Origin of the sequence: Microbulbifer salipaludis, assembly GCF_017303155.1 — a bacterium.
In the GTDB taxonomy this organism is placed as follows: Bacteria; Pseudomonadota; Gammaproteobacteria; order Pseudomonadales; family Cellvibrionaceae; genus Microbulbifer; species Microbulbifer salipaludis.
The window spans coordinates 161724-176460 of record NZ_JAEKJR010000001.1 but is presented as its reverse complement, the minus strand read 5'-3'; the positions used below and the strand labels follow the sequence as shown (position 1 = coordinate 176460).

Annotated in this window: 10 protein-coding genes; 6 read left to right on the top strand and 4 right to left on the bottom strand. The window is 62.1% G+C overall.

Going from position 1 to position 14737, the window contains the following annotated elements:
* Window positions 1-8 precede the first annotated feature (8 nt).
* The 4 genes from ruvX to gshB form a co-directional block, all read right to left on the bottom strand.
* Complete coding sequence (gene ruvX / locus JF535_RS00675; RefSeq protein WP_206997948.1) at window positions 9-437, bottom strand: Holliday junction resolvase RuvX; 429 nt, start codon at window positions 435-437, stop codon at window positions 9-11.
* Window positions 438-446: 9 nt separating this feature from the next.
* Complete coding sequence (locus tag JF535_RS00670; RefSeq protein ID WP_206997946.1) at window positions 447-1031, bottom strand: YqgE/AlgH family protein; 585 nt, start codon at window positions 1029-1031, stop codon at window positions 447-449.
* Window positions 1032-1117: 86 nt separating this feature from the next.
* A complete protein-coding gene (locus JF535_RS00665) occupies window positions 1118-2071 on the bottom strand; it encodes an energy transducer TonB (RefSeq protein WP_206997944.1) in 954 nt (317 codons plus the stop codon).
* A 106-nt stretch (window positions 2072-2177) separates the two neighbouring features.
* Window positions 2178-3134, bottom strand: a complete 957-nt coding sequence (gene gshB, locus JF535_RS00660; RefSeq protein ID WP_206997942.1) for a glutathione synthase — start codon at window positions 3132-3134, stop codon at window positions 2178-2180.
* Between the two features lie 381 nt (window positions 3135-3515).
* On the opposite strand from gshB, the gene pilG reads away from it, so the two are divergent.
* From pilG to JF535_RS00630, 6 genes are all read left to right on the top strand, one after another.
* Window positions 3516-3911, top strand: coding sequence for a twitching motility response regulator PilG (pilG, locus tag JF535_RS00655; protein WP_010132439.1), 396 nt, complete (start codon window positions 3516-3518; stop codon window positions 3909-3911).
* A 235-nt stretch (window positions 3912-4146) separates the two neighbouring features.
* Complete coding sequence (pilH, locus tag JF535_RS00650; protein ID WP_206997940.1) at window positions 4147-4509, top strand: twitching motility response regulator PilH; 363 nt, start codon at window positions 4147-4149, stop codon at window positions 4507-4509.
* 18 nt (window positions 4510-4527) lie between these two features.
* Window positions 4528-5070: a chemotaxis protein CheW gene (locus JF535_RS00645; RefSeq protein WP_206997932.1), complete on the top strand. Its 543-nt coding sequence runs from the start codon at window positions 4528-4530 to the stop codon at window positions 5068-5070.
* 268 nt (window positions 5071-5338) lie between these two features.
* A complete protein-coding gene (locus JF535_RS00640; protein ID WP_206997930.1) occupies window positions 5339-7516 on the top strand; it encodes a methyl-accepting chemotaxis protein in 2178 nt (725 codons plus the stop codon).
* Between the two features lie 134 nt (window positions 7517-7650).
* Complete coding sequence (locus tag JF535_RS00635; protein ID WP_340674094.1) at window positions 7651-14151, top strand: Hpt domain-containing protein; 6501 nt, start codon at window positions 7651-7653, stop codon at window positions 14149-14151.
* Between the two features lie 64 nt (window positions 14152-14215).
* On the top strand, window positions 14216-14707 hold the full coding sequence (locus JF535_RS00630) for a chemotaxis protein CheW (RefSeq protein WP_206997926.1): 492 nt from the start codon (window positions 14216-14218) through the stop codon (window positions 14705-14707).
* Window positions 14708-14737 lie beyond the last annotated feature (30 nt).

Here is a 14737-nt window from a genome sequence, read left to right as displayed (position 1 = left end):
GGAATGGTCTAGCCGGCGCCCTGCTGGCGCAGCCAGTCCTCGAGAAAAATCCGCGCGGCGATGGAGTCTACCGGCTGGTTGGCGTAGTTGCCGCGATGGCCGCGCTCACGGGCTTCGTCTTTGGCGGCGCGGGTGCTGAGGCGCTCATCGGCATACTCCACCGGCAGGCCCAGGCGGCCGTGCAGGCGCTGGCCGAATTTGCGCGCGCGGGCGCCGAATTCGCTTTCCGTGCCGTCCATGTTGAGAGGCAGGCCCACCAGCAGTACCTGCGGCTGCCACTCTTTGACAATGCGCTGTACCTGATCCCAGTTCGGCTTGCCGTCTTTGGCCGGCAGCGGGTCCAGTTCACGGGCACTGCCGGTGAGGCTCTGGCCGTAGGCGAGGCCGATGGAGCGGGTGCCGAAGTCGAACGCCAGGGCGGTGCGCGGTTTGTTCATGCTCACTCCTCAGGCGTGACCGGACTGGCTGCCCATGCCGGAAAGGTCGATACCGTGGCGCGCGGCGGCGGTCTGCCAGCGTTTTTCCCAGGGGGTGGCAAAGAGGATTTCCGGCTCGGCGGGCAGGGTCAGCCAGGCATTCTCGGTAATTTCCTGCTCCAGCTGCCCCGGCCCCCACCCGGCGTAGCCGAGGGCCAGCAGCACATCGTCGGGGCCGCGGCCACAGGCGAGGGACTCAATGATGTCCTTGGATGCGGTGAGGCTGATCTCGTCGGAGACCTCGGCAGTGGAGGCGAATTGCATGCCGCGACCGTGCAGCACGAATCCCTGCTCTTGGGCCACCGGGCCGCCTACCAGCACCGGCTCGTCGCTGCGCAGGCTGGTGTCGTCCAGTGACAGCTGCGCAAACACTTGTTTCCAGGTCACTTTACTCGGGTCGTTGATGACGATGCCCATGGTGCCTTCCGGGCCGTGCTCGCAGACAAAAGCCACCGCCTGGTGGAAGCGCGGATCCTGCATGCCGGGCATGGCGATCAGGAACTGGCCGCGCAGGCTGCTGTGGGTAAGGTCGCTGTCGATACTGGATGGCTGCATGGGGCGCTTTCGGTTAACAGAGCTGTGGGGCTGCCGCGCGGCTGCGGTGAAGCGTTAAGTTTAGCGTTTCTGACGCGGCTGCGTGGTCAGCCGCGGCTGGGTGACTTTCCGGCAGCGGTAGAGAAACCGGTCATTTCGAACCGCCAGGTGCGGATGATTTCGAGCCGGTCGGCCTGCTGGCGGATTTCCGGGGGAAACGGGGCAAAGGGTGCTGCCAGGCGCACGATCTGCTGGGCGGCATCGTCGAGAATGCGCTCGCCGGAGGATTCCAGGATCACCACATCTTCCACCGCTCCGGTGGGCAGCAGGCGCACCATCATGCGCAGGTCGCCGGTAATCTGGCGGGCCAGCGCTTCCTCGGGGAAGTTGTCGTTGCCGATGGCTTCCACTTTCTGTCGCCAGTCGTGCAGGTAGGCGGCATCCGAGGCAGCCTTGGTGGCCACAGAGGTCAGGCGGCGCACCCGCGGACGCTGTGCGATGGTCTGGCGGATCTTGTCCAGGCGCGCCTGCAGGCTGGCGATTTCCGGATTGGTGGGCGGCAGGTCGGAGGGCGCGTCGCCCCGTTTTTCTTCCGAGCGCTTGTCTTCGGCGGGCAATTCCGGGGCCCGCTGGGGGCTGTCGCCGATGGTGGTGATCAGTTGCCGCAACTGGTCGGCCGGACGCGCCGCCTGCTGTTGCGGGAGCGGGCTCACCTGGCGAATGCTGGTGTCTGCCATTTCCGCGCGCCTGTCGGTAGAGAGTTCCCGCGGGGTCTCCGCGGTGCCACTGGCCTGCTGGTTATGTTGTGCCAGGTAGTCGGCATCTTCCGGGGCGTCCAGTGACCGGTGTTGGGCCAGGGTGACCTCCAGGGTGGGCGGGGCTTCCCTGGCTTCAGGGGCGGTAAACGCAACGCCGAAAATCAGCAGCGCGTGCAGGGCGCAGGCCAGAAACAGGGCAAAGGTAAAGCGGTCGCCCTGGCTGGCAGGCGCGGTGGCCGCCGGGCGCGGGTTCTGGGCCTGTTTTGTGGCCTCTGCTTGGGGTTGGCTGGCTGCTGCGGTCATTGTGGTTATTGCTTTACTTCTTGCCGTTACTTCTGCCGTGAAACCGCCGGTGCCGCCAGCCACGGATCAGTCCGCGCGCATAGGGCTCCGGCAGGAGTCGGACAGTTTACCCTTTTTGCGCCAGTCGGTCTGTGATCGCGCGCATCAATAATCCGCCGATGTCGGTGCCGAACGCGGAGTCGATTTCGCGTACACAGGTGGGGCTGGTGACATTTACCTCGGTCAGGTAATCACCGATTACGTCGAGGCCAACAAACAGCAGGCCTTTTTCCTTCAGGCTGGGGCCGACCTGCCGTGCGATCCACAGATCCCGCTCAGAGAGTGGGCGCGCCTCGCCGCGGCCGCCGGCGGCGAGGTTGCCGCGGGTTTCACCGGCCTCGGGGATGCGTGCGAGGCAATAGGGCACCGGTTCCCCATCCACCATCAGGATGCGCTTGTCCCCGTCCTTGATTTCCGGCAGGTAGCGCTGGCCCATGATCTGGCGCTGGCCGTTGTCGGTGAGGGTTTCCAGGATGGCCCCCAAATTGGCGCCGTCCGGTTTGACGTGAAAGATGCCTGTGCCGCCCATGCCGTCGAGGGGTTTGAAAATGACGTCCTTGTGATGGGCGTGGAAGGCGCGCAGCTGGGCCATGTCGCGGCTGACCGTCAGCGGTGGGCAGCAGTCGGCGAAATGGGTGGCGAAGATTTTTTCGTTGCAGTCGCGCAGGGACTGGGGCTTGTTGGCCACCAGTGTGCCGGCGCGTTCAGCGGCTTCCAGTATGTAGGTGGAGTAGATGTATTCGTTGTCGAACGGCGGGTCCACGCGCATCAAGAGGACGTCCAGCTCACCCAGATGCATGGGCTTGCGCTCGCCGAGGGAGAACCAGTTGTCCGGATCCTCAAAGACTTCCAGGTGCGAGCCGTTGCCCATGGGCGTGCTGCCGTCGAGGTACAGGTCGGACTGCAGGAAGTAGCGCAGTTCAAAGCCGGCACGCTGTGCGGCCAGCAGTAGCGCCAGGGTGGTGTCTTTCTTGTAATTGATGTTGGCGATGGGGTCCATGACCACGCCGAGCGTGTGGCTCATACCGGTATCCATAGTAGTGAAAGTGGGGCAGGGTGGCGGCTGGTCCGGGTGCTGCGATCAGTGCCCGGGGTGCGACCTTTCAGCCCGGCTAAGGTAAGAGTAGCTGGCGCCTTGTGCAAGCCGGCACGCCGGACTCGGCGTGCGCCAGAAGTGCGGCTTTGCTCACAATTTGATCATCCCTCGATTACCGGTTCGGCCGTCGCTAGATTCACTCTGGTATCTGTGATACAAGTTTGTCCCTGATCTGCGTCTGCTGGCCGTACGCCAACAGTTTGCGACGATCGGACCCCGTAATGAGGTTGCACATAAGGGCGCCGCCGCGGTTACACAACAATATCCAATGGCGCTCGAAAATAAGTAAAGGGGATTTGGGAACACACTATGGAGCTCAACTGGGAAAGTCTCACCGTTATGGTGATTGACGACAGTAAAACCATTCGTCGCACCGCGGAAACGCTGCTGCAGAAAGCGGGTTGTGCGGTTGTTACCGCCACTGATGGCTTCGACGCACTGGCGAAAATTGCTGACTCGCGTCCGGATATCATTTTTGTCGACATCATGATGCCGCGTCTCGACGGCTATCAGACCTGTGCATTGATCAAGAACAACAGCGAGTTCCGCAGTACGCCGGTGGTCATGTTGTCCAGTAAAGATGGCCTGTTCGATAAGGCCAAGGGCCGCGTTGTGGGCTGTGACCAGTATCTCACCAAGCCATTCAGCAAAAGTGAGCTATTGGGTGCGATTTCTGCCCACGCCAAGCCGCATCACGCCGCTTGAGGTTGGGTTCTCGCTGAAAACGTGAAACCTTTGGCAAAAATCGCGTAGACTTAGGCGTCTTGCATGGCGCCCTCTCGGCCTGCCTTCGTGGCAATGCCGGGGTGCGCAATAGTCAGCAAATTTAATAACAAAGCGTTTGGCCGCACGCGCTGATGTGCAATGCGGTCGCTAGCAACAACAATTCGCCTGGCGGGGATCCGATGCCAGCGCGGAAACACTATCTCGGGGGAGAAAGATGGCCAGAGTGCTAATCGTTGATGATTCGCCAACCGAAACTCACAAACTGACCACCATTCTGGAAAAGAATGGCCACGCCGTATTGACCGCCACCAATGGCGAAAACGGTGTGGATGTCGCGCGTGAAGAGCGTCCCGACGTGATCCTGATGGATATCGTCATGCCGGGTCTGAACGGCTTCCAGGCTACCCGCCAGCTGAGCAAGAATGACCAGACCAGTGGTATTCCGGTAGTAATTGTGACCACCAAGGATCAGGATACCGACCGTGTCTGGGGTATGCGCCAGGGTGCGCGTGCTTACCTGACCAAGCCGGTCGATGAGAGCAAGCTGCTGGTTACCATTGAGGAGGTGTTGGCCTGAGGCCGACGTTGAGTCCTCGTGCATTCATCTCTAACCCCTTATCTCGCGCTGGTTGATATCGCCAATCGCGCAAAGGCGCAGGCGCAGGGGCTGCCTGCCCGTCAGGAGGTCAAGCCTTACTGGACGGGCATCGGTTTTTCTCTGCTCGGGCACCGCTTCGTCGCTGCCATGGAGGATGTGGTGGAACTGCTGGAAGTTCCGCAATACACCTTCATCCCGGGTGTTCAGCCCTGGGTGCGCGGTGTGGCCAATGTGCGCGGCCGCCTGTTGCCGCTGTTCGATATGGCCGTTTTCTTTGGCGGCCACCTGAACAGCCCTCGCCAGCGCCGCCGCGTGCTGGTGCTGGAGCGGGATAAGGTCTATGCCGGCCTGATCGTCGACGAGCTGCACGGGATGCAGCACTTGGCGCTCGAGTACGGAAAGATGCCGCCGTCCGATCTGACCGAGCCGTTTGCGCCTATGGTCAGTGGCCAGTTCCAGTTGCAGCAGGGTCGCTGGCTGGTTTTTGATCTGCAGGCGTTGTTAAGTGACTTTCAATTTGCGGATGCCGCGGCTCACTGAGTCGCGGCTTTCTGTTTTCTGGTGTCCGTTGAATCGGGCACGCCACTGCAAACATGCAGTGGCTACTGAGGTGCAGCGCCGTTTGTGCGTTACACCCTTTGCAGCGGCGGTTTTCCGCCGCTGAAGTAAACCGCAGCCGGCATTGCCCGGTTGCACAGGGGGTGCCCGCGTTTGTCGGGTAGCGAGAGATGTGAAGCCACGGGGCTTCAAACTAGTGGTAATAACAAGAATTGGCCTGAGGTACACGCAGGTCCGCCAGGAGTAAATTATGAAAACAGGCTCCCAGAGTTCATTTTCCGCGTTGCGCAGTAACCCTGCCGCGCTGTTTATGGGTTTGCTGGTACTCGCCACACTGGCGGGGCTGATCGTCAGCATCTATTTGGTGCAGAGCCACGCTGACCGGGACCAGGAATACCTTGAAGACGTAGCCGAGCTGCGCGCCCTTTCTTATCAGCTGGTGTCCTACGCACCTGCGGCGACCGCCGGCGATGAGCAGGCGTTTGCCGACCTTGAGAACACCGTCAACCAGATGGCGGCGACCTGGAGCACGCTGCAGGGCATGGAGCCGGGCAGTCGCCGCGCGCTGGAAGAAGAGCTGGCCAACTACGGCCAGGTGTGGCGTCAACTGCGCGAGCAGGCGGACACCATTATCGGTAACAAGGACTCGATCATCTTCCTGAACGATGTGGCCAGCACCCTGAACGACTCCCTCCCGGAGCTGCAGGCAGAGCACAACAACATCGTGGAGATTCTGCTGGCCAACAACGCGCCGGCGAACCAGGTCGAGCAGGCCCAGTTGCAGGTATGGCGCGCCGAGCGTATCGGTCGAAATATCGACAAGATGCTGCAGGGCGGTGACGATGCGGAATCCGCGGCCGACCAGTTCAACACCGACGCCAGCCTGTTCGGTAAAGTGGTTGAGGGCATGAAGGGCGGTGACGTGGTGATGGGCATCTCCCGCGTGACCGATGATGAGGCCCGCGAGTCGCTGGAAGAAATTACCGAGCTGTTCGAGTTCGTGAGCTCCTCGGTACGTGAGATCTTCGAGGCAACCCCAGCACTGTTTGCTACCCGTCAGGCCGCCGATGGTATTGCCACTTCCTCGCCACAGCTGCTGGAAGCCCTGTCTACCCTGAATGACCGCATCGTAAGCCTCTCCAGTGAGCGCCAGCCGAACAACCAGACCATCGCGATTATCGCGGGTGTGTTCGTACTGTTGATCTTCGGCATGATGATTACCGCATTCTCCGGTACCCGTCGAACCCTGAAGGAAGAGACCGAAACCAACGAGCGTAACCAGCAGGCGATTATGCAGCTGCTGGACGAACTGGCGGACCTCGCCGATGGTGACTTGACCACGTCGGCAACGGTAACCGAGGCCTTCACCGGTGCGATCGCGGACTCTATCAACTACACCATCGACCAGCTGCGTGTACTGGTATCCCGAATCAACGGCGCTGCACAGGAAGTATCCTCCCTGTCCCAGGAAACCCAGCAGACCGCTCTGCACCTGGCCGAGGCCTCTGAGCACCAGGCCCAGGAAATCGCCGGGGCTTCCGCGGCGGTGAACGAAATGGCCGTGACCATTGACCAGGTATCTGCTAACGCCGCCGAATCTGCCCAGGTAGCAGAACGCTCGGTACAGATCGCGAGTAACGGTGCCAAGGTGGTACAGAACACCATCAAGGGCATGGACACGATCCGCGAGCAGATCCAGGACACCTCCAAGCGAATCAAGCGACTGGGTGAATCTTCCCAGGAGATTGGTGACATCGTTAGCCTGATTAACGACATTGCCGACCAGACCAACATTCTGGCATTGAACGCGGCGATCCAGGCCTCTATGGCCGGTGACGCCGGTCGAGGCTTCGCGGTGGTTGCGGACGAGGTTCAGCGCCTCGCAGAACGCTCCGCGGCAGCCACCAAGCAGATTGAAGGCCTGGTAAAAGCGATTCAGTCGGACACCAACGAAGCGGTAGTTTCGATGGAATCCACCACCACCGAGGTGGTGCGCGGTGCTCGCCTGGCCCAGGACGCGGGTGTTGCCCTGGAGGAGATCGAAACGGTATCCACCAGCCTCGCATCCTTGATTCAGAACATCTCCAACGCGGCACGTCAGCAGGCTTCGTCCGCGGGCCACATTTCCAACACGATGAACGTGATTCAGGAAATTACCTCGCAGACCTCTGCCGGTACCCAGGCAACCGCACAGTCCATTGGTAACCTGGCGCAGACCGCCTCCGCTCTGCGCGATTCCGTTGCCGGCTTCAAACTGCCCAGCAATGACGATGTGGATGGCGAGAGCGATCTGTACGATGGCGATCTGGCCGAGCTTTCCGAAGAGTTCCCGATGCTGGAAGACGACACCGCTGACGGCGTTGCCGCTGAGCAAGACGGCCTCGCGGCGCTCTCCGCACGTGAGCGCGACGAACGGGCCATGGCCTGATCCGCACCTACCGATAACGACAACAAAGCGGATACCGCTGGGGCTCGCGGCCCCGCGGTGTAAAGCAGCAGATGGGTGGCGTTGCGGTTGAACGCCGCTTGTCAGCGAGCAACCTGAATTACCGAGGACTTGGCGTGAGTCGCGACAATCCCAATTTTGTAGCCCTGGATTGGCTGATAGGCGAAATCAACGAGACGCTGGCCCAGGCGCGCCAGCACCTGGAAACCTTTGCCTCGGATTCCTCCGCCGCGGAGTCGGCTGGTGACTCTTCCAGCCTGCTGAAAAACTGTCTTGAACTGATTCACCAGGTACACGGCAGCTTGCACATGGCAGAGCTGACCGGTGCCGCCATGCTTGCCGAAGAAATGGAGCAGCTGGTGCAGGCGCTGGCCAGTGGCGAGGTGGAAAACAGCGATGAAACCCGCGAGTTCCTCATGCGTGCGCTGCTGGAACTGCCGCTGTATCTGGAAAAAATTGCCTTCCAGCGCCGTGATAACCCGGTACTGTTGCTCCCCCTCCTGAACGATCTGCGTGCAGTGCGTCGTGAGCGCCTGATTACCGAGGGCGCACTGTTCGCGCCGGACCTCAGCGCGCTCGAGCAGGCCTCTGGCAAGCGTCAGCCCCTGCTTTCCAACAACGCCAAGTTGCAGGAGCTGGTGGTCAAGCTGCGCAAGATGTACCACGTTGCCGCCGCTTCCCTGATCCGCGATGTAAACAGCGGCGAAAGCCTGGCCTACCTGAACAAGGTCAGCGAAAAAATGTCGCTGCTCTACAGCGGTAGCCAGCGTCAGCATCTGTGGGAAGTATTGCAGGGCCTGCTCGAAGGTATTGCCGATCACCGCGTTAACGTATTGCCCGCATTGCGCCAGCTGCTGCGCCGCATCGATGTGGAATTCCGCCTGCTGCAGGGCCAGGGCGCGCGCGTACTCGACCTGCGCCCGGACCACGACCTTATCCGCAACCTGCTGTTTTACGTTTACCTGTGCGGCCCGAACGGGCCGCGCGGCCAGGCCCTGTACCAGAAATATGCTCTCGATCGAGCGGTTCCTGGTACCCCGCGCCCGGACACCGAAGACGCTCTGGCCATGGGCCCGGAAGCGATGGGTACCGCGGTCACCGCGCTGCGCGAAGAGCTGGCGGGTGTGCGCGAGGCGCTGGACCCCAGCATCACCAACGGCGAACGCCCGCCTCTGGCCGATACTGCCGTGGTCGCCAAGCGCATCGCCGATACCCTCGGTGTACTGGGCCTGGAAAACCAGCGCATCCGTGCGCGCAGCATTTACGAATATCTGCGTGACGCATCGCGCAGCCAGGCCCCGGACGATCTGCTGATGCAGGCGGCCTCCGAGCTGGTGCAGTTGGATTCCGGGCTGGCGGCTGCCGCCGAGCGCGACAAGCACATCGACAGTGAATCGCCGCTGATGGGCGAGGCCACCGGGCAGGTGCTGCGGGAAGCGCGCATTGGCCTGGAGACCGTCAAGGAGGCGGTGGTCGAATACATCGCCAGTCATTGGGATGCCGGACATCTCGCACAGGTGCCGAAGCGTCTGCAGGAAGTCTGCGGTGGTCTCGACATGGTGGGCTACCAGCGCGCCGCGGAGATTGTTGGTGCATGTAAAAGCTATATCTCGGAGCGCCTGATCAATGCCGGCGATCAGCCGGATTGGAAGCTGCTGGATACCCTTGCGGATGCGGTGACCAGCGTCGAGTACTACCTCGAGCGCCGTGCCGACGGCATCGAAGATGCCGATATGCTCCTGGCGCTGGCGGAAGACAGTGTGGCCACCCTGGGCTATGCCGTGTCCGACAGCGAAGGTGCCGCAATGGAAGAGGCACCGCAGCCATTTGCTGACGCTTCCGCCGAGCCGCAGGCGCCCGCGACGGACACAGCGGACGAGCAAATTGCCCTCGACAGTTTCGAATTCAACCTGGATCTGGATGAGGTCGATGTACCGGCGCAGACCGAAGCCGAAACCCCGCAGGCCCCAGTCAGCGAAGACCCACTGGCCAGCCTGTCCGAATCCCTGATAGAGAGCGCTGCGCAGGAAACTGCAGCGGCAGCGGAGCCGGCCGACGACGCGCCGTCGCTGCTCGAAGAGAGCTGGTTCGCGAGTGATGATCACGCGGCCGGGTCCACCGAGCCGGATACTGCCGTGGCAAGTGCCGGAGAGAGCACCCAGGCGAGCGCGCACCATAGTGACCTGGCGAGTACCGCTGAGCCTGCACCGCAGGCACCGGTGCTGGAAGAGGACGACGACACCAGCATTATCGACGATGAAATCGTCGAGATTTTCCTGGAAGAAGCGGGCGAAGTGCTGGAGACCATCGGGGAATACTTCCCACAGTGGGCGGCAAACTTTGACAACCAGGATGCACTGGTGGAATTCCGCCGCGGTTTCCACACCCTGAAAGGCTCCGGCCGCATGGTGGAAGCGCTGGAAGTGGGCGAGCTCGCCTGGGCCGTCGAGAATATGCTGAACCGGGTGATCGACGAGACCGTCAAACCCGGTCGCGGCCACGTACTGCTGATCGAGCAAGTGGTGGCCAAGCTGCCATCCATGGTGGACGGCTTCCGCACCCGCACCGGTGATCCCGATCCCGTGCGCACTGCGCAACTTGAAGGCTGGGCCAAGCAGCTCTCCCGCGGCGAAGTGCCGGAAGCGCTGCTGGACGCCGCCAGTACCAATGCGTCCGTGCAGAGTGCGCCCGCCGAGCCCCAGTTCGAGGACACCAGCGAAGCGGACGACAACGCCCAGTTGTGGGAAATATTTGCCCAGGAGGCGGAGACCCATCTCGCCACGGTGACGGACTTCCTCAATGAAATGCAACGGGCCGCGCCGTTGTACGGGATTCCCTCTGATCCGCTGCACCGTGCCCTGCATACCCTGAAAGGCTCCGCGCATATGGCGGAAGTCACCCAGGTCGCCGAACTGATGGCGCCGCTGGAGCGCTTCGCCAAGGAACTGCGCACCTATCAGGTCGTTATCGACAGCGATATTTTTGAGTTGATCAGCGATGCGCGCAGCTATGTGCAGGCGGTGATCGACCAGATTTACAACGGCGAGCCGCTGCACGTCGAGCGCAGCGAGCAATTCCTGGCCCGTGTTGCCGAATTGCAGGAGCGCGCCGTCGGCCACCTGATCCGGGAGCGCGAGGCCAACGAGCCTAAGGCGGTCGACCCGCAGTTGCTGGCGGTCATCATGGCCGATGGTATGAAGGTGCTGCTGGACGCAGACGAGATGCTCAATCAGTGGCGCGCGCATCCGGGTGACAAGGCAATCCTGCTGCCGGTCGCGGAAGAGCTGGACACCCTGCAGCAGGCGGCCGGCCAGGCGCAGCTGCCTACTTTGCAGGAGCTCGCGCAGCTGTTGCTGGCGGTCTACCGCCAGGTGATCGACGGTCACCTGGAAGAGGAGCCGGCGCTCTGGGCCGCCCTCGAGCAGGGGCACAATGAATTGCTTGATCTGGTGGATGCGGTCGCCGCCTCCACCGATCTGCCGCCGGTGAGCGAGGCGGTGGGTGAAGCGTTGCGCTACCTGGCGCAAGGCGACGACGGCGCCGACGATGAAGATATCGACCTGTCTGAATACGGCATCGACAGCAGCGATTACAGCTTTGTCGAAGATCTCTCGGTGGGTGAGCCCACAGCAACAGACAGCGCAGCCGCCACCGCAGACAGTGAAGATGATGCCCACAGCTTCAGTTTTGACGATCTGGTGCTGGCGGAAACGGCTGCTGAAGACTCGGCCGCCGCTGACTCGGATGATGCGGCGAGTATCACCTTGTCTGAGCCGAACACGAGCGGGCCCGAGTCAGAGCCTGAGCTTACCGTCGAGTGGCTGGAGTCCGAGCTGTCTGGTGACGATGTCGCAGTAGAAGCTCCCGCGGACGACGCGCATGTAGCGCCGGCGGCAGACGTCGAGTCGGTGATTGAGGTCGACGCAGATGATCTGGCCGATACCCGCTGGCTGGATGACGCGGTCGCAGAAGTAGAGCGTGTCGAGACGGTGGACTCTGTGGATACGGCGCAGCCGCGTGCAGCGGAGCCGGTCGTGGTGTCCCCCGAGCCGGTGCCCGAATCCGAGGCAGTTTCCGCCTCGTCCGGCGATATCACTGACGCGCAGCGCGCCTTGCTGGGCGATATTGACCCGGATGTGGTCGAGGTGTTCCTCGAGGAGGCCGGCGATCTGGTGGATGAGCTGGAAGAGCTGATCCAGAACTGGGAGCAGTCGCCGGACGACCGGGAAGCGCCCGAGGCCCTCAAGCGGGTGTTGCACACCTTCAAGGGTGGCGCACGAATGGCGGCCCTGATGGGCCTTGGTGAGGTCGCACACCGGTTTGAGACCGTCATCGAAAACATGCAAAGCGGCAGCTCGCCGTCGCCGGAATTCTTTGCCGATGCCCACGGTATCTATGACCGTCTGGCCGCCGGTGTTGAAACGACCCGTGCCTGGTTGAGTGGCGAAGAGCTCGGCCCCTTCTGTGCCCTGCTGGAAACCCGCTGGGCGGATGACCAGGTGGCCCCAGATGCGAGCCCGGTGGATTACGGCATGGAGTCTGGCGAGGAATTGCCGTCTGCTGCCCATGCTCCGAGCGCGTCCGGGAGTGAGTCCGGAAGCGAGGAGCCCGCGGCCGAACCGGTGGTGCCGACCACCGAGGTCGAGGTTGCCGAGAAAGCCGTGGCGGTACCGCCCCAGGCGCCGGCAGCCGCCAGCAATGTGCTGCCGTTTATCCGCAAGTCCACCAATGTGGGCGACCGCGAGGGCGGGCAGCCCCGCAACCAGCCTCAGGAAATGGTCCGGGTTGCCTCGGAATTGCTCGAAGAGCTGGTCAACCTCGCCGGTGAGACGTCTATTTCCCGCGGACGCCTGGAAGAGCAGGTGGGTGAATTCGGCCTGGCACTGGACGAGATGGACTCGACCCTGTCGCGCTTGAACGAGCAGCTGCGACGTCTGGATAAAGAGACCGAAGCCCAAATCCTGTTCCGTCAGGAACAGCTGGCGGAACAGGACGGCGATTTCGACCCGCTGGAAATGGACCGCTACTCGTCCATCCAGCAGCTGTCGCGCTCGCTGCTGGAATCGACGTCGGACTTGCTGGAATTGAAGCAGACCCTGGGCCACAAGGCGCGGGATACCGAGACACTGCTGCTGCAGCAGTCGCGGGTTAATACCGAGCTGCAGGAAGGCCTGATGCGCAGCCGCATGGTGCCGTTCTCCCGCCTGGTGCCGCGCCTGCGCCGTATCGTGCGCCAGGTAAGCGCGGAGCTTGGCAAGCAGGTGGACCTGGTGTTCTCCAACGTCGAGGGCGAACTCGACCGCTCCATGCTGGAGCGCATGGTTGCCCCGCTTGAGCACATGCTGCGCAACGCGGTGGACCACGGTATCGAGTCACCGGAAAAACGCCGCGAGGCCGGCAAGGCCGAGCGCGGGCGCATTTCTGTGGCGCTGGCTCGCGAGGGCAGTGAGGTAGTGCTGACCATCAGTGACGATGGCGCGGGTATTAACCTGATGCGGGTGCGCGAAAAGGCCATCGAAAGCGGCCTGATGCGCCCGGACGCCGAACTGTCCAACAATGAAATCATGCAGTTTATTCTGCAGGCAGGCTTCAGTACGGCCGACAAGGTGACCCAGATTTCCGGGCGCGGCGTCGGTATGGATGTGGTGTCTGCCGAGATCAAGCAGATCGGTGGCACGGTGGTCATCGGTTCGCAGATCGGCAAGGGCACGGAATTCGTGGTGCGCCTGCCGTTTACCGTGTCGGTGAACCGTGCACTGATGGTGCGTGTGGGTGACGACCTGTTCGCCCTGCCGTTGAATACCATCGAAGGTATCGTGCGTCTCAGCCCGTTTGAGCTGGAGCACTACTACCGCACGCCGGAAGCGCGTTTCGAGTATGCCGGTGAGCCCTATCAGGTGAACTACTTCGGCAGCCTGCTGCAGTCCAGTGCGCAGCCGCGCCTGGCGGTGGAAGATATGCAGATGCCGGTATTGCTGGTGCGCTCGGAGAACACCGCCATGGCCCTGCAGGTGGATGCGATCATGGGCAGCCGGGAAATTGTGGTGAAGAGCCTCGGGCCCCAGTTTGCCACTGTGCAGGGTGTGTCCGGTGCTACCGTGACCGGTGACGGTACCGTGGTAGTGATTCTCGACGCCCATGCGCTGTTGCGGAAGCACTCGGCGCTGCTGGCGCGCCCCGAGGCTCCGCTACTGCAAGACAAACTGCCGACGGTGAGTGGCCGCGAGGAGCCGGTCACCCAGAAGCTGGTTATGGTGGTGGATGACTCGGTAACCGTGCGCAAGGTAACCACGCGTTTCCTGGAGCGGGAGGGCTTCCGGGTCATCACGGCGAAAGACGGTCAGGATGCGATTATCCAGCTGCAGGATGTGATCCCGGATGTGATGCTGCTGGATATCGAGATGCCACGTATGGACGGCTTTGAGGTAGCGCGCAATATCCGTTCCAGCAGCCGCCTGCGGGATATCCCGATCATCATGATCACCTCCCGTACCGGTAAGAAACACCGCGACCACGCGCTCTCGCTGGGAGTTAACCACTACCTGGGTAAACCTTATCAGGAAGAGGTTCTGCTCAGTGCCATCCACGACTTTACCGAAGCGGAGGTGGATGCGTGATGGTCCGGATCCGTGTGAGCAACGAATGTATTGAAGCCCCGGTGGGCAGTGGAGAGGTCAGAGCATGAGTGGAATCGGCGTTGGTACCATGGCCACCACCGAAGTGCCTCAGGAGGTCAGCAGCCTGCTACTGCCACTGGCAGATGGCCAGCTACTGGTACCTGTGGAGACCCTGTCTGAAATTATTGCCCTGCAGAGCCCGGTATCCGCATTTGATGCGCCGGACTGGTATATGGGCGAACTGCACTGGCGGGAACAGCGTTTGCCGCTGATCTCCTTTGAGGTGATGCGGGGCAGCCCGATGCCGGTGTTGCGCAGCAATTGCCGCATCGCGGTACTGAGCAGTGGTAACAGTGAGGGCGACCTGCCGTTTTTTGCGGTGGTGCTGCAGGGTACCCCCAGGCTGGTGCGGGTTACGCCGGAGGAACTGGCTGGCCGCGAAGGCGAGTGTGCCATGGGTGAACTGATGCACGTGGCCCTGTCCGGCGAAGAAGCGGTGATACCGAATCTGGCAGAGCTTGAGGAAGCCTGTCTCGCTTACCGCAGCCGCCGCTGATTTACCGTGATGGATGGGAGCAGGGGGTTT

What these genes read in the sequence shown, in the direction of transcription:
- pilH (WP_206997940.1), top strand. Translation starts at nt 4,147, where the DNA reads ATGGCCAGAGTGCTAATCGTTGATGATTCGCCAACCGAAACTCACAAA.
- JF535_RS00665 (WP_206997944.1), bottom strand. Translation starts at nt 2,071, where the DNA reads ATGACCGCAGCAGCCAGCCAACCCCAAGCAGAGGCCACAAAACAGGCC.
- JF535_RS00640 (WP_206997930.1), top strand. Translation starts at nt 5,339, where the DNA reads ATGAAAACAGGCTCCCAGAGTTCATTTTCCGCGTTGCGCAGTAACCCT.
- pilG (WP_010132439.1), top strand. Translation starts at nt 3,516, where the DNA reads ATGGAGCTCAACTGGGAAAGTCTCACCGTTATGGTGATTGACGACAGT.
- JF535_RS00670 (WP_206997946.1), bottom strand. Translation starts at nt 1,031, where the DNA reads ATGCAGCCATCCAGTATCGACAGCGACCTTACCCACAGCAGCCTGCGC.
- gshB (WP_206997942.1), bottom strand. Translation starts at nt 3,134, where the DNA reads ATGAGCCACACGCTCGGCGTGGTCATGGACCCCATCGCCAACATCAAT.
- JF535_RS00630 (WP_206997926.1), top strand. Translation starts at nt 14,216, where the DNA reads ATGAGTGGAATCGGCGTTGGTACCATGGCCACCACCGAAGTGCCTCAG.
- ruvX (WP_206997948.1), bottom strand. Translation starts at nt 437, where the DNA reads ATGAACAAACCGCGCACCGCCCTGGCGTTCGACTTCGGCACCCGCTCC.